The sequence below is a fragment of the Aeromonas sp. WP2-W18-CRE-05 genome (genome assembly GCF_014168615.1).
GTDB lineage: Bacteria > Pseudomonadota > Gammaproteobacteria > Enterobacterales > Aeromonadaceae > Aeromonas > Aeromonas caviae.
Genome location: NZ_AP021917.1, coordinates 127,820 through 151,645, shown reverse-complemented (window position 1 = coordinate 151,645; position 23,826 = coordinate 127,820). Strand labels below are relative to the sequence as shown.

The following is a 23,826-nucleotide window of genomic DNA, read 5'->3' as shown; positions in this document are numbered from 1 at the left end:
CACCCCGTTTACTTGCAAACGGGGTATCTTTTTCAGGCGCCCCGCCTAGAATGGCAGGCTTTCCAACCCGACTCGCAGAAGGTGCCCCATGATTGACAGATCCCTCCCCCTGACCGACCTGCATCGCCATCTGGATGGCAACATCCGCCCGCAGACCATTCTCGAGCTGGGACGTCAGCACAACATCCGACTGCCGGCCGATGAGCTGGAAGCCCTGCGCCCGCACGTGCAGATCGTCGAGAACGAGCCGAGTCTGGTGGCCTTCCTGAAGAAACTGGACTGGGGCGTGGCCGTGCTGGCCGACTACGATGCCTGCCGCCGGGTCGCCTACGAAAACGTGGAAGATCTGCTGCGTGCCGGGATCGACTATGCCGAGCTGCGCTTCAGCCCGGCCTACATGGCGATGACCCACAAACTGCACCCGCAGGGCGTGGTCGAAGCCATCATCGACGGTGTGGCCGCAGGCAGCCGTGACTTCGGCATCAAGACCAATCTCATCGGCATCATGAGCCGTACCTTCGGCACCGAGCAGTGCAAGCAGGAGCTGGATGCCTGTCTGGCTCATCGCGATCGCCTGGTCGCCATCGATCTGGCCGGCGACGAACTGGGCTTCCCGGGCGAGCTCTTCACCGACCACTTCCGCCGGGTGCGGGATGCAGGCATGCGGGTCACCGTGCACGCCGGTGAAGCCGCCGGCCCCGAGAGCATGTGGCAGGCCATTCGCGAGCTGGGAGCCGAGCGCATCGGCCACGGCGTCAAGGCCATCCAGGAGCCGGCCCTGATGGCCTATCTGGCCGAACACCGCATCGGCATCGAGTCCTGCCTCACCTCCAACCTCCAGACCACCACGGTGGCGAGTCTGGCCGATCACCCGATCCGCCAGTTCCTGGCAGCCGGCGTGCTGGCCTGCCTCAATACCGACGATCCGGCAGTGGAGGGGATCGACCTGCCCCATGAATACGAGGTGGCTGCCCCCGCTGCCGGCATGACGGTGAGCGAAATCCGCACCGCCCAGCAGAACGGCCTGATCCTGGCCTTCCTGAGCGAAGCCGAGAAGGCCGAGCTGAGTGCCCGTGCAGCTCAACGCTGAGCAGGGGGAAAACCCAATAAAAAAACCGCCGAAAGGCGGTTTTTTATTGTCCAACGACATTGCCCGGCCTAGATCACCCGGGAGAACTGCTGCTCGCGCGCCTTGTTGCGCAGGTAGACATCGAAGCACATGCAGATGTTGCGGATCAGCAGCTGACCGGTGGAGACCACCTCCAGCCCCTCTTCGGTCATGCGCACCAGACCGTCGTCGATGAAGGTCTGCAACAGCTTGAGATCTTCGGCAAAATACTCCTTGAACACCAGGCCGTGGGCCTGTTCCACAGCGGCGAAGTTCAGGGAAAAATCGCAGATGAGGCGCTTGATCACCTCACGACGGATCAGATCGTCCCGATTGAGGGAGCACCCCTTCCACTGGGCATGGCCCAGTGACTCGACCTGGGCGTAGTAGGTTTTGAGATCCTTCTGGTTCTGGGAATAGGCATCCCCCATCATGCTGATGGAAGAGACCCCCAGCCCCAGCAGATCGCAATCCCCCTGGGTGGTATAGCCCTGGAAGTTGCGATGCAGCTTGCCCTCACGCTGGGCGACGGCCAGCTCGTCATCGGGCTTGGCAAAGTGGTCCATGCCGATGAACTGATAACCCTGGCCGGTCAGGAAGGCAATGGTGTCCTGCAGCATGGCCAGCTTCTCCTGCGGCGCCGGCATGTCCGCTTCTTTCAGCTTGTGCTGGGCGGCAAAACGGCTCGGCAAGTGGGCATAGTTGAAGATGGAGAGGCGGGCCGGGTCGGTCTTGAGCACCTCTTCCAGGGTGTGATGGAAGCTCTCCCGGTTCTGGTGCGGCAGACCGTAGATGAGATCCAGATTGGTGGAGCGGAACCCCAGCTCGCGGGCACGAACCAGCATGGCGCGGATGAAGTCGTTGTCCTGCTCCCGATTGACCGCGACCTGGACCGCCTTGTTGAAGTCCTGAACGCCAAGGCTGATGCGGTTGAAACCGAGCTCCCGCAGCACATCCAGCATGGACAATTCGATCTCGCGGGGATCCACCTCGATGCTGATCTCCCCCTCCTCGGCGAAGTGGAAGTGCTCCCGCAACATGGCCATCAGACGACGAGTCTGGGGGTCGCTCAGATAGGTGGGTGTGCCGCCACCCCAGTGCAGCTGGGTGACCAGTCTCTCCTTGAACAGGGGGGCCTGGGCCTTGATCTCCTGTTCGAGGTAGTCGAGGTATTGATCTGCCTTGTGCTGGTGCCGGGTAATGACCTTGTTGCAGCCGCAGTAGTAGCAGAGCTTGTGACAGAAGGGGATATGCACGTAGAGCGACAGATTGCGCGCAGGATACTGGCCCGCTGCCTGGACAAAGTCCGGATAGCCGAACCCCTCGTTGAACTCCAGCGCAGTGGGATAGGAGGTATAACGCGGACCACTGTAGTTGTATTTTTCGATCAGGGCCTGATCCCACACAATCTGTTCTGCTTGCACGCTTGCTTCCTCTGTCTTTGTCATGGGCTCACCGGCTTAACTGAAAATCCTTCAGTCTGGCGACATCCTTGAGGATCTGCGCCTCCAGCTCGGCCTCGTAGCCGCTGCGTTCGAGATCCATCTTCATCACTTCATTGCGCTTGAGTGCCCGCCTCGCCTCATGGGTCGGCATCTCCTTCACCTTCTCATAGAGGCCGTAGAGCCCCGGGAACTCGGTGGCAAAGGCGCGGCCCCCCTTTATTTGCAAGGCATCCAGCAGATTGGTCAGCCGGATGGCGCCTTCCGAGTAGTCGCACTGACCATCTCGTACCGCGTGGGCGATCACCCTGACACTCTCCAGGATCCGCTCGTTGCGGGCCGCAATGGCGTGCTGCTGCATCTCTTGCTGGCGTTTGAGACGCGCCATCAGGGTGCCGGCATAGACGGCAAGCCCCAGCAAAATCAGGCCACCCAGCAGGGCGGCCAGCATCCATCCACTCATCACTTTTTCTTCGGCTCGGGTTTGGCTTCAGGCTGGTAGTCTGCCTGAGAGAAACGTTCCCACAGCTCCTCTTCGGAGGCAGGCTGACTCGGCTCGTCAAAATCGGCATCATCAAAATCCATGTCGCCATCTTCGTCATCGTCGTTGTCGATGATACCGAGCTCGTCCATCAGCTCCTGATAACGGTCAACCCGCTGATCGACCCATGCCTGCTCTGCGGCCTCCAGGGTTTCACCGGCATCCAGACGATCCAGCAAGGCATTGAGGCGATCATCATTCTCGATGGACGCCAGCTCCTGCTCGGGGGTCATCACCACCCGCTTCTCTTTCGCAGGCTTGGTCGCCACCGGCTTGCTGCCCTTCTCGTCGGCAATCAGCGCGATGGGCTTGCGAGAGCCGATGCGTGGATCCTTGGCCTGCTTGGAGCCGCTCTTTTTGCCCGCCTGCTCGACCTGTTGGCGGGAGCCCGCCTTCAGGCCCTTGCGCTTGGCGGCGCGCTTGCGCTCACGACCTTCCTGAGCACTGGCATCTGATTCTTTGCGCTTGCCGGTAGGCTTGCGGTTGGGTTGTTTGGCCGACATGAATGACTCCGACAAATAACTGAATGGAAACCCCCGGAGCGTGTCGTCCGGGGAGGATGCTGAAGCGGGGAACAGTAAATATGGAACAAGAGTGGGATCCCGCACCAATTCGACCACGTTGGGTCGCTGAACACCGCAGGATCGGCATCCTCTGGGCATGTTGCTGGTATTTTGACACAGAATGTCTTGGCGGGTTAATGACCCAATAGAAAAAAGGCAGCCGAAGCTGCCTTTTTCCATCATGCGAGTTCCATTCCCTGGTAGCCAATCGCCTTATCCCTGGGCGAACCACGGCGCATCATTTCGTTGGATCATCCTGATCCTTATTGACCAGTCCTGAGTGTGCGTGTGTTTGTTTGTCTAACCCAAACCGGCGACATCCTGCCTCCCATCGGGGTGGTTGCCTCCCGCAGCCCCGCTCATCCCTGGCGGTCACCATCCTGGCTTTTTGCATCTATTGCTCATCGCATGCTCCGAGCCGACATCCTGTCAAACCGAAGACGGGTCTTGCACCCTCTCTCCGGCCAATCCTGATTGCCTACTGTAACTTCTTCGCCGGATGACTCAATCAACCAAAGCACATTTCGAACTGGTACAAAGTGATTTTCTATTTCTTAATTCATTGAAAAACAAAAAATAATAAAATATACGTGAGCAATCTTTCAGACACGACCAGCCCCGTATATAGAAGATCTCTTACAGCAACGCAGGCTGTTTACGGGCGATCGCTACAACCTCAAAAAAGAACAGGGAACACAATGGTTCCCTGTTCTTTTCAACAAGATAACTAACAGGCTATATCAGTGAAGCCCCGCCACATACTTGGAGAGCGCCTCGATGTCCTGATCCGTCAGCTTCTTGGCCACATCCCGCATCATGCCATTGGGATCGTTGTCGCGGGTCGCCGAACGAAAAGCGGTGAGCTGGGCCTTGATATAGGCGGGATGCTGCCCTGACAGGCTGGGGTACTTCGCTTGCTCGACGCCGGAACCCCGTGGGCCATGACAGGCGGTACAGGCGGCCAGGCCTCGCTCCATGTCTCCCCCCATATAAAGCGCCTTGCCTGCGGCAACCACATCATCGGGCACGGCAACCGGCGTCACCTTCTGGCTGGAGAAATAGGCGGCAAGATCGTCCATATCCTGCTCGGACAACGGCAACGCCATGGGTCCCATGACGGGCGCAACCCGACCAGTTTGGCCAGAAGCTGCAGCCTTCAGTTCAACTAATTGTTTTTTGATATATGATGCGTGCTGACCAGCAATCTTGGGATACATGTCGACTGGGCTGTTGCCGTCCGGTCCATGACAGGCCGCACAGACGGCAGCCTTGGTTTGTCCCGCAGCGGCATCGCCCTTGGCTTGTGCCATCCCAGTTACGCCAACCATCAGAGCAAGTGTAATGACTAGGTTCTTCATGGCGTTCCAACTTTCTCGTTATTAGGCTTCCAGATCCCATGCCGCTGAAGGCATGTTAAAATAAACGCGTTCAAGCGACGCCATTTTACACTATTTCACAAAAAAGTAACTCTATAACCCTCTATCTCTATGGGGAATTTACGTTGGATACACAAACTCTGAATTTCAATAAGGTGCATTTTGTGACCAGCGCACCCGACATCCGCCACCTGCCAAATGATGGGGGTGTCGAGATTGCGTTTGCCGGTCGTTCCAACGCTGGCAAGTCGTCTGCATTGAATACCTTGACCAAACACAAGAACCTGGCACGTACCAGTAAGACCCCTGGCCGTACTCAGCTGATCAACCTGTTTGAGCTGGAACCGGGCAAACGCCTGGTCGACTTGCCCGGCTATGGATATGCCCAGGTTCCGCTGGAAATGAAGCTCAAGTGGCAAAAGTCACTGGCTGAATACCTGCAACGACGGGAGTCCCTGAAAGGGCTGGTGATCCTGATGGACATCCGCCATCCGCTCAAGGAAACCGACATGAACATGCTGGAATGGAGTTCACACCGTGAACTGCCGGTGATGCTGTTGCTGACCAAGGCGGACAAGTTAAGCCCGGGGCCCCGCAACAACCAGGTGATCAAGGTTCGTCAGGCGGTGGCAGAACTGGGCCCGCAGATCCAGGTTGAAGCATTCTCTTCTCTGACCAATATCGGCGTCGAGAAGCTGGCCCAGACCCTGAGCGGCTGGTACCTGTCCGAAGCAGACAACGCCCAGGTAGACGACGAAGATAATCAGAACGAGGAGTAAACGACTCCTCTCCCTGGCTGCAATTGGCGGAGTTGGACCTCCGCTGATTGAAAGGCTTTCATGATCCCCCCATCTCCGAGCCCTCCCTCCCCGCCTTCGCCACCTCTGAAGAAAAACCTCAAAAAATATATTTAAATCATACTGATAGCATGTTTAGACGCGAAAAGAATTAACTAATCATCAACCTGATACCGTTTTCATGGATATCGAGTAAAAAATCAGAATTGAAGGCTGTAACAAACGAAACTGAAATTTAATTACACGGTGAGGCAATATTGGGATAAAAATGAGGCCGGTCTTGCCATTGCAAACCGGCCTGAAGAAATGAGTTCAAAAATTTGGGAAAAAGCGAGTTCTCGAGAACAAAGACGATTGGTTTTCCTCAAGAAACGCCTTCATTCTAACAAAGAACGGCAACAATTAAAGCATTTACTCTAAATGTTGCGCATAAAAAAACGCCCCGACGATGACTCATCGGGGCTGCTATTCAGCCACATTCAATTACGTGAAATAAAAGGTCTGAAAGATAGAACATCTTACCTCTGTACCCTACGCCGACAACTGTACAGCAAAGCAGCAGAAAGTGAAAGTAATTTATGTAATTTAGTTTCAAGGGTAGGAAAAAGAAAAAATATTCATAATTTTCATGCAGATAAAAAAATCCCCAGTACGAATACCGGGGAGTTATAAAGGTGACTAGCTAGCACTTCCTCAACTATCCAGTTAGTCAGCAGTCCGTTACAGAAGTTCCGCTGCTTTGAGAAAAAACTCAAAAAATTCTGCGCGCCACGGCAAATCAAAAGTAACTTATTGTTAGATAATGATTTTATAAAATGGTGCCTGTTCTGCCCCCCCCCCACCACAGAACAACCGTTTCACGTCACACGTGTCGTGCCGCATCCTGATGGATGCCCCCTATCCAGCGATGCAGAATCTCTACATCAGATCTGCCGACAGCCCAATAGAGCACACTAGCTGGTTCACACGACGCCCAGATTGCGCTGCAACTCTCTCAATACCTGCTTGGTGCCGGGCCGGATCCCTCGCCATACGGTAAAAGCCTCCGCAGCCTGTTCGACCAGCATGCCCAATCCATCCATGGTATGGCGCGCGCCATGTTGTTTGGCCCAGCCGATGAAGGCTGTGTCCGTTGCGCCATACATCATGTCGTAGATCGCGATGTCCGGGTGGATGAGGGTTGGAGCCAAAGGTGGCAACTCACCTTGCAGACTGGCTGAGGTGGAATTGATGATGAGATCGAACGGCCCCACCAGCTGTTCATAGGATTGAGCCGTGATGCTGCCCAGATCCCTGAATTCCACAGCCAACTGTTCCGCCTTGGCATGGGTACGGTTGACCACAACGATCTCGCCCAGTGCTTCCGCCAGCAGGGGGGCCAGGGCGCCACGAGCTGCGCCACCAGCTCCCAGAAGCAGGATCCTGCTACCGGCAAGGTTCACTCCGTGAGCCTTGAGATCGGCGACCAGCCCGGCGCCGTCGGTATTGTCACCCAGCAGCACGCCATCATCAGTCAGTTTGATGGTGTTGACCGCTCCCGCCCGCTTGGCCCTGGGGCTCAGCCGCTCCACCAGCACGAAGGCTTGCTCCTTGAAAGGTACGGTCACGTTGCACCCCTTCCCTCCTTCGGCGAAGAAGTGGTTCAGAGCGCTGGCAAACTCATCGACGGCCGGTTCTGCCAGACCATACTCCAGCTCTTGCTGGGTCTGCCTGGCAAACAGGGTATGAATGAAGGGAGATTTGCTGTGGCGCACGGGGTGGCCAAAAACCAGATAACGATCCATCAAGGCGTTCCTTTTGAGGGCAATATCCCGATTTAACGGGTTTTCTCATGAAGGAACAAGCCGAATATCGACCAATAAGAAGGGGCCATCATGGCCCCTCTGGTCACAACCACTCGCGCGGTTTGAGGTAGTCGCTATAGAGCAATGCCTCCGGGCTGCCAGCCTCCGGCTGCCAGTCGTACTCCCAGCGCGCCAGCGGCGGCATCGACATCAGGATGGATTCAGTGCGCCCCCCCGTCTGCAGTCCGAACAGGGTCCCGCGGTCGTAGACCAGATTGAACTCCACGTAGCGGCCACGGCGATAAAGCTGGAACGCCCGTTCCCGCTCCCCATAAGCAAGCTCCTTGCGTCGCTCGACAATCGGCAAGTAAGCCGCGAGGTAACCCTCACCCACTGCACGCATAAAGGCAAAGCAGTCGGCAAAGGGCCAGCGGTTCAGGTCATCGAAGAAAAGACCGCCCACCCCGCGCGTCTCGCCCCGATGCTTGAGGAAGAAGTAACGATCGCACCAGGATTTGAACTCGGGATAAATGTCGGTGCCGAACGGCTGACAGAGCTCACGGGAGACCTGGTGCCAATGCCTCACGTCCTCTTCGAACGGATAGAAGGGCGTCAGGTCGAAGCCGCCACCAAACCACCAGATCGGCTCCTCCCCCTCTTTCTCGGCGATGAAGAACCGCACATTCGCATGGCTGGTCGGTACATAGGGATTATGCGGGTGGATCACCAGCGATACCCCCATGGCCTCAAACCTGCGGCCAGCCAGTTCGGGACGATGTGCGGTCGCGGATGCCGGCATGGCATCGCCATAGACATGGGAGAAGTTGACCCCACCTTGCTCGATCACCGCCCCCTGACGCAGCACCCGTGTTCTACCGCCACCACCACCTTCGCGACTCCAGGCATCTTCCACAAAGCGCCCGTATCCATCGGCCTGCTCCAGGCCACGGCAGATATCATCCTGCAATTGCAGCAGGAAGGCTTTTACCTGGGCCACATCCGGTTTGCTCATTTTATCTCCTGTCAGACAGGCATCATGCATGCACTGCCTACACTTCTCGTAATGTCATGACCTCATCGCACAACCTGCATGAAACAGGGCCGTGCCCAACTCAGGATGGGCGAATGATGGCCCCGGTGCGGGCATCCTTGATTTCGGACGGGTTGGCTTGCCCCCCGACTTCGCCGGGCAGAATGTAAGCCAGCTGGCTTGCCAGCAGATCGCCAATATCAGCCACCCGGCGAGCGGGCTCCTCACCGGTGAGATTGGCACTGGTGGACACCAGCGGTTTGCCAAATGCCCGGCAAAGCCCTTGCACCTGGGGATGACCTGTGACCCGCACCGCCAGGGTATCGAACTGACCAGTCAACCAGGACGGCGTCGTCGCGCGAGCGGGCATGATCCAGGTGAAGGGGCCAGGCCAGCTCGCCTGCACGCGAGCAAGCTGCTCATCGCTGAGCTGGCTCAGGTCGATGTAGTCCTGCAATTGCGCCAGATCTGCCGCGATCAGGATCAATCCCTTCTCCACCGGCCGCTGCTTGATGGCCAGCAGCCGCTGCACGGCGGCTTCGGAATCAGGATCACACCCCAGACCAAACACGGCTTCGGTGGCATAGGCGATAACCCCTTCTCCTTGAAGGGCGGCAACCGCTTGTTCAAATTCATTTGGCATAAGCACATGCGACAGCCACGCTGCCGCCTCTCATCACTGGATTGTATGTTGAACCGACATGACGGCATCGGGGCCATCACTGCTGCGATATGGGCTATATCCCTGCTCCTCTTCAGTCATGCATTTCGGCTCAGACGCTTGCGTGCATCAGTGAACCGAACAACCGCAGGGAGCTTGAGATGGCGATCAGGAGCAGGGCGACTTGGGCGATGCGCATCTGCTCACAACCTCACGCTGACCAGCAATCCGCCTGCCTGATCACGGGCGGCGAGATTATACCCGCTCAATCTGGTGGGAGCATTTCTTTTGCGGGCAGACCCAGCGCAGGTTTCCCCGCACCTTCTTCTCGACCATGATGCCCCAGCCACACTCGGGACAGGGCATGGGAACCGGCTTGTCATTCACCACATACTTGCAGTGAGGATAGGCGTCACACGAGTAGAACTGTTTGCCATAACGGGATGTGCGGCTCACCAGATGACCTTTGCCACACTCCGGGCAGAGGATTTGGGTATCGTCACTCTCCTGAAGGGATTCGATATGCTGACAGGCCGGGTACTGGGTACATCCCACAAACAGACCGTAACGACCCTTCTTGATGGCCAGTGGATGGCCACAATCCGGACAGGACGACCCCTCGAGCACTTTCTCTATGTCGCGGCCAGAGGGGGTGAGGGAGCGAATGTAATCGCAAGCGGGATAGGCTGAACAACCAAGGAAGGGACCGTGCTTGCCCTGGCGGATCACCAGTTCAGCACCACACTGCGGACACGGCTCGCGCTCGAAGGCATGTTCGTGGGCAGAGAAGAGGTGGTGATCGATCTTTGACATGGGCCGCGCCTTGAAATCCAGATGGCCTGAATTCTACCAGCGCGGCACCGGGCTGTCAGTGGATGACGCCGTCCGACTCGTCAAACACCAGCTCTTCCATCTGCTGGTAGGCGTTTTCGCTGCCTGGCACATTGAACAGCACCATCATGACGACCCACTTCAGATCGTCCAGCTCGATGTCCGGCTTGTCCAGCTCGAGCAACCGTTCAATGCAGATTTCACGGGTTTCGGCATTCAGCACTTGCGCCTGCTCCAGGAACAGCAGGAAACCGCGACATTCAGTACTGAGGCGAACAAGCTCCTGCGGCGCATAGATCCGCATAGAGCCCTGCTGGCTTGCGGTGACATAGACTTCCCGCTCGCTGTCGTGCAGGTTGGCCAGTCGCTCCAGCCAGTTGAGCGCTTTCTCGATCTCGTCCTTGTCGAAACCGGCCCGGCTCAGTTCGTCGGTGAGTTCATCCTGCTCGACCATCACATCTGCATCGCTGTGGATGTAGGTCTCGAAAAGGTACATCAATACATCAAACATGATTCGCCCTCCTCGCTCTGACGTATCCACCGGCTACCGCCATCACTGCACCAACCAGCTCCAGCTCTACCAACCTGCCCAGTACGACATCGACAGGAAGCCGGGCCCGTTCGGCAACGGTATCCACGCTCGTGGTCTCATAATCTACGTTATCCAACAAATCGGCATAAGGCAATTCGCTATTATGCTGCGCCTCGGAAGAACCGTTGGCGGGTCCAGGGGGCAAGACCAGCCTTGGAAACTCTTCCAGGATATCGGCGGCATTCAAGACCAGCTTGGCACCCTGTTGAAGCAGACGGTTGCACCCTGCTGCCTGTGCATTTTGCGGGGCGCCGGGAACGGCAAAGACCTCGCGGCCCTGCTCCAGCGCATAACGGGCCGTGATGAGCGAACCACTCTGTTCTGCCGCTTCCACCACCAGTGTCCCCAGCGACAGACCACTGATGATACGGTTGCGGCGAGGGAAGTGTTCAGCCAGGGGGCCTTGCTGGGGCGCCAACTCGGAGACAAGCAGACCTTCCTGCTCGAGGATCTGCATCGCCAACCCCTGATGACGCTTGGGGTAGAGACAATCCAGACCGGATCCCAGCACCGCCAGGGTGATTCCGCCCGATGCCAGCGCCTGCTGATGGCAGACGCCATCGATGCCCAACGCGAGGCCGGAGGTGATCGCCAGACCACAGCCCACCAACTCGGCACACAAGCGTGTCGCATTGTCTTTGCCGGCATAGGTGGGGTGGCGGGTACCCACCATCGCCAACTGTGGCAGGGAGAGGGATGAGACGTTCCCGCGGCAGTAGAGCAAGAGCGGGGCACCGGGGATCTCTTTGAGCAGGGCAGGATATGCGGGGTCATCGGGACAAAGGAGGTGATTGCCGGGTTCGGCGGCCCAGCTCAATCCCTGCTCCACGACAGGAAGAGGCCATCTCATCTGCTGAATCTGGGCACTCTGCAGACCAAGAGCTCGCAGGGCGCCATCGTCTGAGTCAAACAGAGTTGTGATGTCACCACCCACATGCGCCAACAGGCGAGCGGCGGTGACCGGGCCTATGCCTGTAACGGCATCCAGCGTCAGCCATAGCGACAACCGCTCCAGTGGCAAGGACACGTCAGAAATTACTGACCTGATAACCAGAGCCGACCAGATCCTGACTCTGCAGGATAAGACCGTAACTCAATTTGTCGTAGACCTTGAACAGCATGACTCTGGCAACGGCCTCGGCAGGCAGCGATGACTTGCCGGCAGAATAGAACGCCTTGTCATAGACGGATGAATATTCCCGGTATGACACCTTGCCATTCTTGTCCACCATCTCGGCTCCCGGGCGCAGGATCTCGAGCACATCGCCCGGGGCCACCTGATCACGCTCCCCCTTGTTGATGAGTACCACATCAAATTTGCCCCCACCATGTACCTTGCTCGGCAGCTCGATCACATAGCCGGGGGAAATGGAGGGTGCCGCCTTTGGCATGAACACGGCAGAGATGCTCTCCTGCGACGGCAGCGGCATCACCTTGTCGCCCTGATACACCTCACGCCGGTTATGGGTCAGCGTCACTTTGGTGGTGTCGTGGGCAAGGTACTCCTCTGCCCGCACCGTGCCGACAAAAATTGCCTCCTGACCGAGCGACTCGCCGGTATGCTTGTCCTTGTATGCCACCCCCGGGCGATAGAGGCCATAACTCTGGCCCGGGTTCAGGGCTCCTTTCACATAGAGAATGTCGCCCTCCAGCATCCCGACATGCTTGTCATTGTTGCCGAGCACATAGGGCAGGTCCTTGCTCTGCTGGCTGTTGGCCAGAATGTGGTCGGTCTGCAGGAAGGGCGCTATTTCGCTCAGAGGCAGGGTCGGTATAGGATTGGCCTTGTTTTCATAGCGGTTCTTGGGCGAGAGACGGATGACCTGCTTGCCCCCCTGACTGGCTTTGCCGAGCCGAGGCTCACCATTGACCCAGCTCAGGTGCAGCACGTCACCGGGATAGATCCAGTGGGGATTGGCGATCTGCGGATTGATGTTCCAGAGGCGTGGCCAGAGCCAGGGTTCGGCCAGATACTGGCCCGAGATGTCCCAGAGGGTGTCCCCTTTTTGCACCACATAAGTCTCGGGGTAACCGGATTTGAGCGTCAACTGCTGTGCCATGGCGCCACCGGCCAGGGCTGTCGCCAGGCAGGCGACGACGATTTGCTTCAGATACATAACACTCCCTGTTACTTCTGCACGCAAAGTGTTGCTGTTTTTTGTCGGCGTAAATGACTAGAATTACGTCAATATTGACTGCGTTTATATGAAACTAAAGAAAAAATTATGGCCATTCTAGATGTATTGCGTTTCCCCGATGAGCGTCTGCGCACAGTCGCGGCCCCTGTCGAAGCCTTTACACCCGAGTTACAACACATTGTAGATGATATGTTTGAAACCATGTACGCGGAGGAAGGCATCGGCCTGGCCGCGACCCAGGTCGACATTCATCAGCGCATCATCGTCATCGATGTCTCCGAGAACCGCGAAGAACAGCTGGTGTTGATCAATCCGGAGATCCTGGAGCAGTCCGGCAGCACCGGCATCGAAGAGGGCTGCCTCTCCGTGCCCGGCAACCGTGCTCTGGTTCCGCGCGCCGAGTGGGTCAAGGTCAGGGCGCAAGATCGCCACGGCAACACCTTCGAGCTGGAAGCGGACGATCTGCTCGCCATCTGCATACAACATGAGATGGATCATCTGGTCGGCAAGCTGTTTGTGGATTACTTGTCCCCGCTCAAGCGCCAGCGTATTCGTCAGAAGCTGGAAAAGATGGCCCGTGAAGATCGCAAAGTCCTCTGAGGATCCGCTCCATTGAACAAGCTGAAACTGATTTTTGCCGGTACCCCCGACTTCGCCGCCCGTCATCTGGCGGCGTTGTTGTCTTCCGGCCACGAGGTCGTCGCCGTTTATACCCAGCCGGATAAGCCCGCCGGTCGCGGCCAGAAGCTCACTGCCAGCCCGGTCAAGGAGCTGGCGCTGGCCCACGATCTGCCGGTCTATCAACCTGCCTCCCTGCGCAATGAAGCGGCGCAGGCCGAACTGGCTGCTCTGGGTGCCGATCTGATGGTCGTCGTGGCTTATGGCCTCATCCTCCCCAAGGCGGTGCTCGATACGCCGCGTCTGGGTTGCATCAACGTGCACGGATCCCTGCTGCCGCGCTGGCGCGGTGCCGCCCCGATTCAACGCTCCATCTGGGCGGGGGATGCCGAAACCGGCGTCACCATCATGCAGATGGACGTGGGGCTGGATACCGGCGCCATGATCCGCAAGGTAACCTGCCCCATCGCCAGTGATGAGACCTCTGCCAGCCTCTATGACAAGCTGGCCGGTCTGGGCCCGCAGGCACTGGTCGATACCCTGGACGCCATGGCTGCCGGCGACACCGCTGCCGAGCCCCAGGACGATGCGCTGGCCAACTACGCCGAGAAGCTCTCCAAGGAAGAGGCCCGCATCGACTGGTCGATGGACGCCGTTGCCATCGAACGCTGCATCCGAGCCTTCAACCCCTGGCCCATCAGCTGGTTCGACGTCGCCGGACAGACCGTCAAGGTGTGGCAGGCCGAGGTCGTCGCACAGGATCACGGCCAGGCAGCCGGCACCCTGCTCAAGGCCGACAAGCAGGGGATCGAGGTTGCCACCGGTCAGGGCGTGCTGCGCCTGCTGACCCTGCAACCTCCCGGCAAGAAGGCCATGTCCGTTTCGGATCTGCTCAACTCTCGCCGCGACTGGTTTGAACCTGGCACGCAACTGATTTGATCTGGATTGAATTGACACAAGCGGGGCCCTGGCCCCGACTTGTGCATCTAAGGTAACGCTATGAAAACACGCGCACAGGCTGCTCTCGTCATTCAACAGGTGCTGGATCAGGGTCAATCTCTCTCCGCCGTTCTGCCTGCTGCCCATGAGAAGGTCGCCCCTCGCGATCGCGCCCTCCTGCAAGAACTCTGCTACGGCACCCTGCGCTGGCTGCCCCGCCTCGATGCGGCGGTCAGCGAGATGATGGACAAGCCGCTCAAGAACAAGAGCCGCATCTTCCACTACCTCATCCTGGTCGGCCTCTACCAGCTCATCTATACCCGCATTCCGGCTCACGCCGCCGTGGCCGAGACCGTCAACGCCGTCAAGCTGCTCAAGGGTTCTTCCCTGCGCGGCCTCATTAACGGCGTACTGCGCAACTTCCAGCGCAGCGCCGAAGTGATCCTGCTGCGCATCGACCGCGTTCCCAGCGTCCGCCTCGGCCACCCCGAATGGCTCACCAAGCGCCTGCGTCAGGCCTATCCCGATGACTGGGAGTTCATCATGGAGGCCAACAACCAGCGCCCGCCCATGTGGATCCGCAACAACAGCCAGCGCCAGAGCCGCGAGGCCATGCTGGCCCGCATGAGCGAGGCGGGCATCCCGGCCATGGCCGGTGTGGAAGGGGAAGATTGCATCCTGCTGGAGCGCCCCTGCGACGTGACCAAGCTGCCCGGCTTCGAGCAGGGTGACTGCTCGGTGCAGGACGGTGCCGCCCAGCAGGCCGCCGCCCTGCTCGATCCCCAGCCGGGCGAGTGGGTGCTGGACGCCTGCGCCGCCCCCGGCGGCAAAACCGCCCATTTGCTGGAGCGCCAGCCAGCCCTTGCCGGCGTGGTTGCCGTCGACGCCGACGACAACCGCCTCAAGCGGGTGCAGGAGAACCTGGATCGCATCGGCCTTCAGGCCCAAGTGATCCACGGTGATGCCAGCACGCCGGAGCTGTGGTGGCCACAGGGGCAGTTCGACCGCATCCTGCTGGATGCCCCCTGCTCCGCCACCGGCGTCATCCGCCGTCACCCCGACATCAAGTGGTTGCGCCGGGATCAGGACATCCGCGAACTGGCCGAGCTGCAACGCCGCATTCTCGACGCCCTCTGGGGCAAGCTGAAGCAGGGCGGCACCCTGCTCTACGCCACCTGTTCCGTGTTGCCGGAAGAGAACCGGGAGCAGATCCGCGCCTTCCTGGCCGATACCCCGGATGCCCGCCTGGTGCCGTTGCATGCAGAAGACACCCCGGCCTGTCCGGGTCGCCAGTTCCTGCCCGGCGAGGCGGAGATGGACGGCTTCTACTATGCCAAGCTCATCAAGCTGTAGGCCGAACCGGCGGATGGCAGGCCCGGTGACGGGCCGCCTCATTACGAAGCAACAACCTTGAGTAAGATGGCCTTATGAAAATCATCATTCTGGGCGCAGGTCAGGTGGGTGGCACTCTGGCCGAGAACCTCGCCGGCGAGAACAACGACATCACCATCGTCGACACCGACAGCGAGCGCCTGCGCGAACTGCAGGACAAATTCGACCTGCGGGTGGTGAACGGCCACGGCGCCCATCCCAGGGTGCTGCGCGAAGCCGGCGCCCAGGATGCCGACATGCTGGTCGCCGTCACCAACAGCGACGAGACCAACATGGTCGCCTGCCAGGTCGCCTACTCCCTGTTCAACACCCCGAACAAGGTGGCGCGCATTCGCTCCCCCGCCTATCTGGTGGAGCGGGATCGCCTGTTCCTGCCCGAATCCGTCCCCGTGGATCACCTGATCGCCCCCGAGCAGTTGGTGACCGACTATGTACGTCGCCTGATCGAGTATCCGGGGGCGTTGCAGGTGGTGGATTTTGCCGACGGCAAGGTGGGCCTGGTGGCGGTCAAGGCCTATTACGGCGGCCCCCTGGTGGGCAATGCGCTCTCCACCCTGCGGGAACACATGCCCAACATCGAAACCCGGGTCGCCGCCATCTTCCGCCAGGGGCGCTCCATCCGCCCCCAGGGCACCACCATCATCGAAGCCGATGACGAGGTGTTCTTTGTGGCCGCGGCGGGCCATATCCGCGCCGTGATGTCGGAGCTGCAACGCCTCGAGAGCCCCTACCGGCGCATCATGATCGTCGGCGGCGGCAACATCGGCGCCGGCCTTGCCCGCCAGCTAGAGAAGCGCTACAGCGTCAAGCTTATCGAGCGCAACCAGAAGCGGGCGGAGCAGCTCTCCGAGCACCTGGAACACACCATCGTCTTCTGCGGCGATGCGGCGGATCAGGAGCTGCTGGCGGAGGAGCACATCGACCAGATCGACGTCTTCATCGCGGTGACCAACGAGGATGAGGCCAACATCATGTCGGCCCTGCTCGCCAAGAAGATGGGGGCCAAGAAGACCATGGTGCTGATCCAGCGCGGCGCCTACGTGGACCTGGTACAGGGCGGCTCCATCGACATCGCCATCTCCCCCCAGCAGGCCACCATCTCGGCCCTGCTGACCCATGTGCGCCGTGCCGACATCGCCAACGTCTACAGCCTGCGCCGCGGGGCGGCCGAAGCCATCGAGGCGATCGCCCACGGGGACGAGAACACCTCCAAGGTGGTGGGCAAGACAGTGGGCGAGCTCAAGCTGCCCCCGGGCACCACCATAGGCGCAGTGGTGCGCGGTGATGAGGTGCTGATCGCCCACGATCGCACCCAGATACAGCAGGATGACCACGTGGTGATGTTCCTGGTGGACAAGAAGTACATCCCGGAAGTGGAGCGTCTGTTCCAGCCCAGTCCCTTCTTCCTGTAAGCCGGCCATGTCTCTGGCAACGGTATCCGGACCCGGCCCCTTTTCTCAGGAAAGGTCCGGGTCTTTTTTCAATCAACGACCAGGTTTTCTTGCATGATCAAGCTGCATCCCATCGTCTTCACGCTCGGGCTGGTGCTCTCCAAGCTGGCGCTCTTCATGTGGCTGCCCACCCTGCTGGCCCTGCTGACCGGTTCGGAAGGTTTCGTCGAATTTCTCAAGTCGGTCTTGATCACCCATGGTGCCGCCCTGCTCTGCCTCCATTACGGTCGCAAGGCAGAGTTTCACCTCGGCGTGCGGGAGATGTTCCTGCTCACCACCTCGGTCTGGGTGGTCGCCTGCGTCTTCGGGGCCCTGCCCTTCGTCTTCATCACCCATATCGACTTTGCCGACGCCTACTTCGAGACCATGTCGGGGGTCACCACCACGGGATCCACCGTGCTGTCGGGGCTGGACGGCATGGCCCACAGCATCCTGCTGTGGCGATCCATCCTGCAGTGGCTGGGCGGAGTCGGCTTCATCGTGATGGCGGTGGCGGTACTGCCCTACCTCAACGTCGGTGGCATGAAGCTGTTCCAGACCGAGAGCTCGGATTGGTCCGACAAGAGCGCCCCCCGCGCCAAAACGGTGGCCAACAACATAGTGCTGGTCTATCTGGTACTCTCCATGCTCTGCTTCCTCGCCTACTGGGTGAGTGGCATGAACCTGTTCGAAGCGGTCAACCACGCCATGACGACCCTGAGCACCGGCGGCTACTCCACCTCCGATCAATCCATGTCCCACTTCTCCCACGCGGCGCACTGGATAGGCACCCTCTTCATGTTCCTCGGCGGCCTGCCCTTCCTGCTCTATGTGCAGGCTCTCTCCCGCCGTGACAACAGCCTGTTCAAGGATGCCCAGGTGCAGGGCTTCTTCTGGCTGATCGTCTGGGTGACCCTGGTCGTCACCTTCTATCTCTGGGTGAGAGACATCTACGGCTTCATGGATGCCTTGCGCATCAGCAGCTTCAATATCGTCTCCGTGCTTACCACCACGGGTTTCGGACTCGGCGACTTCGGCACCTGGGGCCCGCTCACCACCATTATCTTCATCATCCTGCTGGCACTCGGCGCCTGCTCCGGCTCCACCTCGGGCGGGCTCAAGATCTTTCGGGTCCAGGTGGCCTTTGCCCTGTTCAAGAAACAGATGCGCCAGCTGATGCACCCCTCCGCCGTGTTTCCCCAGAAGTACAACGGCCGTCCGGTCAACGACGCCATCATCCGCTCCCTGATCTCCTTCGTGCTGGTCTACTTCGCCATCATCCTGCTCATCGCCGCCCTGCTCGCCGCCATCGGACTGGACCCCCTGACCGCCATCTCGGGCTCCATCACCGCCGTGGCCAACGTGGGCCCGGGCATGGGGCCTGTCATCGGTCCCAGCACCAACTTCGCCAGCCTGCCGGATACGGCCAAGTGGATACTCTCGTTCGGCATGCTGCTGGGACGCCTCGAGATCCTGACGGTGGCGGTGCTCTTCTTCCCCTCCTTCTGGAAGCAGTAAGCAGCCGTCCAGGCTGTTGCATGAAACGAAAAGGGCAGCCAATGGCTGCCCTTTTCGTTGTCCCGGCGAATGACGATTCCCCTCAGTCCGCCGACTCCTCCCGCTCCAGCGCCCGGTCCACCAGCGCGTCCGGCAAGGGCTTGGTCACCTCGACCCCCAGCTCGCGAAAGCGCTCGGCCTGGGCGATCAGGTTGCCACGACCGTTCACCAGCCGGCCCATCGCCTTGTCGTAGCTCTCCTGCGCCTTGTGCAAGCTGCCCCCCATCTGCTGCATCTCCTCCACGAACAGCCGCAGCTTCTCGTAGAGGCGGCCGGCCCGCTCCGCTATCTGGCGCGAGTTCTGGTTCTGCCGCTCGTAGCGCCACAGGTTCTCTATGGTGCGCAGCGCCACCATCAGGTTGGTGGGGCTCACCAGCAGGATGTTGTGTTCCAGCCCGTAGCGCACCAGGGAAGGGTCCGCTTCCAGGGCAGCGAGGAAGGCAGGCTCCACCGCCACGAACATCAGCACATAGTCCAGGGTGCGCACCCCGGGCAACTGCTGGTAATCCTTGCGGCCCAGCTCACGGATATGGTTGCGCACCGAGGCGACGTGCTCCTTGAGCGCCACCGCCTTCTCCAGATCGTCAGCGGCGTTGTACCAGCGCTCATAGGCGGTCAGCGACACCTTGGCGTCGATGATGATGTCCTTCTCCTGGGGCAGGTGGACGATGACGTCGGGCTGGTAGCGCTTGCCCTTGTCCACCTCGATGTTGACCTGGGTGTGGTACTCATGCCCCTCGCGCAGACCGCACTCGGAGAGGATCCGCGCCAGCACCACCTCCCCCCAGTTGCCCTGCTGCTTGCTGTCGCCCTTGAGGGCCCGGGTCAGCGCCGCCGCCTCTTCGGTCATGCGGGCGTTGAGCTCGGCAAGGCGCTCCAGCTCGAACTTGAGGTTGTGGCGCTGGGCCGTCTCCTGGGCATGGGTCTCTCCCACCTGGCGGCGAAAGCCCTCGAGCTGCTCCTTGAGTGGAGTCAGCAGGAGATCCATGCTGTTCTGATTCAGTTCGCGGAAGTTTCCAGCATTTTGTTCAAAAATACGATTGGCGAGGTTCTCGAACTGCTGGCTGAGGCGCTGTTCAGCCTCTTGTTGCAGTTGCAGCTTCTCGGCGCTGGCGATGCGCTCGCTGCGCAGGGTCGCCTCGGCTTCCTTGAGACGGGCGGTGAGCTTGAGCAGCAGGGTCTGCTGCTGATCCAGCTTCTGCTGAACCAGCATCTTCTCGTCCTGCAGCGCGTCCCAGCGATCCTGCAACCCCTGATAACGCTCCTCCAGCAGCAGCGTCTCTTCACGGCCGCTGCGTCGCCCCCACCACCAGCCGAACAGCAGCGCCAGCCCGCCAGCCAGCATGGCAGGCCACCAGGTCAGCAGCGGGGTCATCGGCGCCCCCGCTGGCGCAGGAAGAGTTCGAGATAGCGGTTGAGCAGCAACCAGATCAGCACATAGAGCAGATAGGCCGCCAGCACCACCCACTTGTGGCAGTTGACCCCGGTATCCAGTTCACTGAACTCGATACCCTTGAGATGGCAGTAGGCCCACATCAGCAGGGGGAAGACATAGAGCAGAGAAGCACGCCACAGAAATAGCCACATGAGTTCATTCAATCCCGCAAAAAGACCCGCCTAGCTTACACAAGGGCAACCCGGCTTGCGATCCTGCCCGCCGCTATTCTCTGGCTTGCCGGCCCAAAACTGGATAAAATTAACCCCTAATAGGTATAGAGGTGGGCATGACGCATTTTTTCTGTCGCTGGCTGGCACACGCATGGGGGAGCCCCCGCAGACCCGAGGTGGTCTGCCATGAGGCACGCCCGCCCTGGGCCATCGACGAGTCCCAGTTCCTCACCCTCTGCACCCGTTGTGGCGACTGCTTCAAGGCGTGTCCCAACGGCCTCGTCAAGCCCGCCGATCGCCCCGAATATGACGGCAGCCCCATCGCCGGTACCCCAGTGCTGGATCTCGCCTGTGGCCAGTGCAGCTATTGCGGCAGCTGCGCCAGAGCCTGTCCCACGGGCGCACTGGATCTCTGCCTCGGCCGCCAGGTGCAGACCCGGGTCAGGATAGAGGCGAGCTGCCAGGCCCGTCAGGGCTACTACTGCCTGCTGTGCGAAGATGCCTGCCCCCAGCAGGCGATCAAGGTCGGCAGCGAGGGAGTGACCGTCAACATGGCCGCCTGCGATGGCTGCGGCGCTTGCGGCCTCGCCTGTCTGCACGGTGCCATCACCCTTGTGCCCCAGCTCTGACCGCTGGCAATGACAGAGGGGCCCGCAGGCCCCTCTGTCATTCACCGTGGCATCATGCCATGGTCAGAATATTATCCTGCTCTATGCCGAGAAGGTGGCACAGACGAGTGGGATCCCGCACCGCATCCGCCAAAGTGTACTCCCCCAGTACCTCCAGGAAGGCGTGCATGGCGCGGCGCAGAATGCCCTGGATGCGGCAGCCCCCGGAGAGACGGCAGTTTTCGCGCTTGCAGTCCACCGGGCAGAGCACGTGCTCCATGTCCATCACCACATCGCGCAGGTTGATGGAGACGGCGGCACGGCCGAGGCGGATGCCCCCATGCTTGCCACGCACCGTCTCGATGTAACCCTTGATGCCGAGCTGATGCACTATCTTGACCACGTGATTGCGGGAGATGGCGAAGGTGTCGGCCACTTCCGTGATGGTCGACAGGCGATCACCGGGCTGGATGGCCAGGAAGGTCAGGGTACGCAGGGCGTAGTCGGTAAATCGTGTCAGTTGCATGGTCGCACTTGCCTCTTACTACAAGCCAGAAATCAGGACGACAGCCGGTGGCCAAAGAGGGGGTCTGCACATGCGTGTGCACGGGATGGGCTTCTTCGACCGAGTCGTGAAGTCACAAGGGTAAGAGCAGCCCGGGCGGGTGTCGACGAAGATGTACATAAATCGACACTTTCTTTGATTGATCGCAAACTTGCCGCCTCGGCGAGGGGTTTTGGCGGTTTCCGTCGACAAATCCCCACCTCCTCTGCCATCGCCGGAGCCGTTGTCCGGCGAGTTCAGTGGGGCTGTTTCAGCCAGTTGCGCAGCGCCTGGGAGGGGATGGAGCTCTCGGAAGCCACCGCGAAGGCGCCCCAGTCCACGGCGCACTGCAGGGCATCGGCCATGGCCATTCCCCGCGCAAGACCGTGGATGAGGCCGCCCGCGAAGGCATCCCCCGCCCCCGTGGTATCCACCACGGAGACCGGTCGCGCCGCCACCCTGACCTGCACCTCCCCGTGAATGGCCACGGCGCCCGCCTTGCCCTCGGTCAGCACCAGCCATTCCAGCTGATCCCCCGCGAGCTGGCGGGCATGCTGCCAGGGATCGCTCACCTCGCCGAGATCGGAGCGGGAGGCCACCAGTACGTGGCAGGGGCGGCGGGCCTGCCCCCCCTTGGGATACTGGGCCACCACGAAACTCTTGGCGAGCATCTGGCGCATGTAGCCCACGATGGCGGTGCCCGGATAGTTCACATAGAGGCAGTCCACCCCTTCGGTCGGCAGATCCCCCGGCAGATCCGGACGACGTGGGCGCCTGAGGATGGTGCGCTCACCGGTGGCGTCCACCAGCACCAGCAGCTCGCCGGTCTCGCCGCCAAAGCGTTCCACATGGCTGCAATCCAGGCCGTATGAGGCCGCCTGCTCCAGCAGCCAGTCACCGGTGTCGTCCAGCCCGACCCGGGAGGCAATGATCACCTCGTGCCCCGCCCACACCAATCCGATGCCGGTATTGGCGGCGCCGCCGCCGAGCCTGCGCCCCTGATCCACGTATTGCAGCCGCGCCCCCGCCACCAGGGGTTCGGCCAGGGAGAGCACATGATCACAGTTGAGATTGGCGAGCAGCAGGATGCGGGACATGGAAACCTCGGCGGGAGGAGGCCGGCACCCCGGGGTGCCGGCACAGAAACGGAAGCGGGATCAGTAGACGGGCAGCTCCACCCCTGACAACAGCTCGTCGATGCGTGCCTGGGTCGGCTGCTGCATCACGTTCTGGATCATCTCCTTGGTGAGATGGGGGGAGAAGGAGCTGATGAAGTCATACATGTAGTTCTGCAAGAGGATGCTCTTGCTGAAGCAGATCTGGGCCGGGCAGGGCTCGAACAGGTGCTCCAGATTGATGGCCACGAGGCCGGGGGCATCGCTATCGTTGGCAACCAGGGAGGAGATGATGCCGATGCCAAAGCCCAGCTCCACGTAGCGCTTGATGACGCCGGCATCCATCACCGTCATGTAGTAGTTGGGAGTGAGGCCGGCCGCCTGGAACACCTTGTCCTGCACCTGACGCCCGGTGGCGCCGCTCTCGTAGCTCAGGATGGGATACTGGCAGAGCTGCTCCAGGGTCGGCTTCTTCACCTTGGCCAGGGGGTGCTCCTGGGGCACCACCAGGGAGAGGGTCCAGAGGTACGCGGGCAGCGCGATCAGCTCCTTGTCGAAGCCTATCTCGTGGGCCACGATGGAAAAATCCGAGTATCCCTTGCTGATCTGCTCCTTGGTGGCGGACATCACAGGATGCAGGTGGAACGAGATCTTGGGGTACTTTTTGGTGAAGTAGGTGACGCTTTTCGGCAGCAGGTAGCGGGCGATGGTGTGGGTGGTATGGATGTTGAGGGTGCCCACGGTCGGATCCAGGTACTCCCGGGAGATGGCCTTGATCTTGCTCTCGATATTGAGCATGGCCTCGGCACACTTGATGATCTCCTCCCCCACCGGGGTGATCCGGTGCAGGTGCTTGCCGCGGCGCTCGAAGATGCGCACCCCCAGCTCGCTCTCCAGCAAGCCGATCTGCTTGCTCACCCCAGGCTGGCTGGTATAGAGCGCATCGGAGGCAACGGAGACGTTGAGATTGTGGTCCCGCACCGCGATCAGATACTTCAACTGCTGTAGTTTCAAGGTTGCCCCCTCACAGACTGACGCGGCGCTCGTCGATGGACTAGGCCGCCAAAAATGGCGGCCAGTGTATCATCCGGACTGGGCATATCGCCGCTTGATCCTTCATTTTGCTACAAAATCTAGCATCAGCGCGGTGGA

At 60.1% G+C, this 23,826-nt stretch carries 24 protein-coding genes; 8 read left to right on the top strand and 16 right to left on the bottom strand.

Annotated features, from left to right (window positions below):
* Positions 1-88: 88 nt before the first annotated feature.
* Positions 89-1,090 carry an adenosine deaminase gene (gene add, locus H7R73_RS00690; RefSeq protein ID WP_103259327.1) on the top strand — a complete coding sequence of 334 codons (1,002 nt, stop codon included), beginning with the start codon at positions 89-91 and terminating at the stop codon, positions 1,088-1,090.
* 68 nt (positions 1,091-1,158) lie between these two features.
* Here the strand turns inward: add and hemN are convergent, their stop codons facing one another.
* From hemN to H7R73_RS00670, 4 genes are all read right to left on the bottom strand, one after another.
* Positions 1,159-2,532: an oxygen-independent coproporphyrinogen III oxidase gene (gene hemN / locus H7R73_RS00685; protein ID WP_103261066.1), complete on the bottom strand. Its 1,374-nt coding sequence runs from the start codon at positions 2,530-2,532 to the stop codon at positions 1,159-1,161.
* A gap of 28 nt (positions 2,533-2,560) precedes the next feature.
* Positions 2,561-3,001, bottom strand: coding sequence for a DUF2489 domain-containing protein (locus tag H7R73_RS00680; protein ID WP_010672520.1), 441 nt, complete (start codon positions 2,999-3,001; stop codon positions 2,561-2,563).
* 11 nt (positions 3,002-3,012) lie between these two features.
* Positions 3,013-3,594 carry a Der GTPase-activating protein YihI gene (gene yihI, locus H7R73_RS00675; RefSeq protein ID WP_039039515.1) on the bottom strand — a complete coding sequence of 194 codons (582 nt, stop codon included), beginning with the start codon at positions 3,592-3,594 and terminating at the stop codon, positions 3,013-3,015.
* A gap of 800 nt (positions 3,595-4,394) precedes the next feature.
* Positions 4,395-5,012, bottom strand: coding sequence for a c-type cytochrome (locus tag H7R73_RS00670; protein WP_042882257.1), 618 nt, complete (start codon positions 5,010-5,012; stop codon positions 4,395-4,397).
* A 143-nt stretch (positions 5,013-5,155) separates the two neighbouring features.
* Here H7R73_RS00670 and yihA point away from each other — a divergent pair, with 143 nt between their 5' ends.
* Entirely contained in the window at positions 5,156-5,809 is a 654-nt protein-coding gene (gene yihA, locus H7R73_RS00665; protein ID WP_042015244.1) for a ribosome biogenesis GTP-binding protein YihA/YsxC, read from the top strand.
* Between the two features lie 980 nt (positions 5,810-6,789).
* Here yihA and aroE read toward each other — a convergent pair.
* From aroE to H7R73_RS00630, 7 genes are all read right to left on the bottom strand, one after another.
* Positions 6,790-7,611 (bottom strand): shikimate dehydrogenase, encoded by an 822-nt coding sequence (aroE, locus tag H7R73_RS00660; RefSeq protein ID WP_103244069.1) that lies wholly within the window; start codon positions 7,609-7,611, stop codon positions 6,790-6,792.
* Between the two features lie 103 nt (positions 7,612-7,714).
* On the bottom strand, positions 7,715-8,623 hold the full coding sequence (hemF, locus tag H7R73_RS00655; RefSeq protein WP_010672515.1) for an oxygen-dependent coproporphyrinogen oxidase: 909 nt from the start codon (positions 8,621-8,623) through the stop codon (positions 7,715-7,717).
* Positions 8,624-8,723: 100 nt separating this feature from the next.
* Positions 8,724-9,284: a Sua5/YciO/YrdC/YwlC family protein gene (locus H7R73_RS00650; RefSeq protein WP_010672514.1), complete on the bottom strand. Its 561-nt coding sequence runs from the start codon at positions 9,282-9,284 to the stop codon at positions 8,724-8,726.
* Positions 9,285-9,557: 273 nt separating this feature from the next.
* Positions 9,558-10,115: a DNA topoisomerase family protein gene (locus H7R73_RS00645; RefSeq protein ID WP_041214092.1), complete on the bottom strand. Its 558-nt coding sequence runs from the start codon at positions 10,113-10,115 to the stop codon at positions 9,558-9,560.
* Between the two features lie 55 nt (positions 10,116-10,170).
* Positions 10,171-10,644, bottom strand: a complete 474-nt coding sequence (locus H7R73_RS00640) for a DUF494 family protein (protein ID WP_010672510.1) — start codon at positions 10,642-10,644, stop codon at positions 10,171-10,173.
* On the bottom strand, positions 10,637-11,752 hold the full coding sequence (gene dprA / locus H7R73_RS00635) for a DNA-processing protein DprA (RefSeq protein WP_042882248.1): 1,116 nt from the start codon (positions 11,750-11,752) through the stop codon (positions 10,637-10,639). The genes H7R73_RS00640 and dprA overlap by 8 nt, the downstream gene beginning before the upstream one ends.
* Position 11,753: 1 nt before the next feature.
* On the bottom strand, positions 11,754-12,842 hold the full coding sequence (locus tag H7R73_RS00630) for a LysM peptidoglycan-binding domain-containing protein (protein ID WP_041214093.1): 1,089 nt from the start codon (positions 12,840-12,842) through the stop codon (positions 11,754-11,756).
* A gap of 108 nt (positions 12,843-12,950) precedes the next feature.
* Here H7R73_RS00630 and def point away from each other — a divergent pair, with 108 nt between their 5' ends.
* The 5 genes from def to H7R73_RS00605 all read left to right on the top strand — a co-directional run bounded on the left by def (position 12,951) and on the right by H7R73_RS00605 (position 18,760).
* On the top strand, positions 12,951-13,463 hold the full coding sequence (gene def, locus H7R73_RS00625; RefSeq protein ID WP_010672507.1) for a peptide deformylase: 513 nt from the start codon (positions 12,951-12,953) through the stop codon (positions 13,461-13,463).
* Between the two features lie 12 nt (positions 13,464-13,475).
* Entirely contained in the window at positions 13,476-14,420 is a 945-nt protein-coding gene (gene fmt / locus H7R73_RS00620) for a methionyl-tRNA formyltransferase (RefSeq protein ID WP_042015233.1), read from the top strand.
* Positions 14,421-14,480: 60 nt separating this feature from the next.
* Positions 14,481-15,773, top strand: a complete 1,293-nt coding sequence (gene rsmB / locus H7R73_RS00615) for a 16S rRNA (cytosine(967)-C(5))-methyltransferase RsmB (protein WP_182951443.1) — start codon at positions 14,481-14,483, stop codon at positions 15,771-15,773.
* A 74-nt stretch (positions 15,774-15,847) separates the two neighbouring features.
* Positions 15,848-17,224, top strand: a complete 1,377-nt coding sequence (trkA, locus tag H7R73_RS00610) for a Trk system potassium transporter TrkA (protein ID WP_010672504.1) — start codon at positions 15,848-15,850, stop codon at positions 17,222-17,224.
* Positions 17,225-17,317: 93 nt separating this feature from the next.
* Complete coding sequence (locus tag H7R73_RS00605; RefSeq protein WP_103259325.1) at positions 17,318-18,760, top strand: TrkH family potassium uptake protein; 1,443 nt, start codon at positions 17,318-17,320, stop codon at positions 18,758-18,760.
* A gap of 82 nt (positions 18,761-18,842) precedes the next feature.
* Here the strand turns inward: H7R73_RS00605 and rmuC are convergent, their stop codons facing one another.
* On the bottom strand, positions 18,843-20,174 hold the full coding sequence (gene rmuC, locus H7R73_RS00600) for a DNA recombination protein RmuC (protein ID WP_103259324.1): 1,332 nt from the start codon (positions 20,172-20,174) through the stop codon (positions 18,843-18,845).
* Positions 20,171-20,386, bottom strand: coding sequence for a hypothetical protein (locus H7R73_RS00595; RefSeq protein ID WP_182951442.1), 216 nt, complete (start codon positions 20,384-20,386; stop codon positions 20,171-20,173). Before H7R73_RS00595 ends, rmuC begins: the two co-directional genes overlap by 4 nt.
* 137 nt (positions 20,387-20,523) lie before the next feature.
* Here H7R73_RS00595 and H7R73_RS00590 point away from each other — a divergent pair, with 137 nt between their 5' ends.
* Positions 20,524-21,036, top strand: a complete 513-nt coding sequence (locus H7R73_RS00590) for a ferredoxin-type protein NapF (RefSeq protein ID WP_182951441.1) — start codon at positions 20,524-20,526, stop codon at positions 21,034-21,036.
* 52 nt (positions 21,037-21,088) lie between these two features.
* Here H7R73_RS00590 and H7R73_RS00585 read toward each other — a convergent pair whose 3' ends face one another.
* From H7R73_RS00585 to H7R73_RS00575, 3 genes are all read right to left on the bottom strand, one after another.
* A complete protein-coding gene (locus H7R73_RS00585) occupies positions 21,089-21,541 on the bottom strand; it encodes an Rrf2 family transcriptional regulator (protein ID WP_010672499.1) in 453 nt (150 codons plus the stop codon).
* Positions 21,542-21,816: 275 nt separating this feature from the next.
* A complete protein-coding gene (locus H7R73_RS00580) occupies positions 21,817-22,656 on the bottom strand; it encodes a PfkB family carbohydrate kinase (RefSeq protein ID WP_103259323.1) in 840 nt (279 codons plus the stop codon).
* A gap of 60 nt (positions 22,657-22,716) precedes the next feature.
* Positions 22,717-23,688, bottom strand: a complete 972-nt coding sequence (locus H7R73_RS00575) for a LysR substrate-binding domain-containing protein (RefSeq protein WP_029313477.1) — start codon at positions 23,686-23,688, stop codon at positions 22,717-22,719.
* Positions 23,689-23,826: the final 138 nt, after the last annotated feature.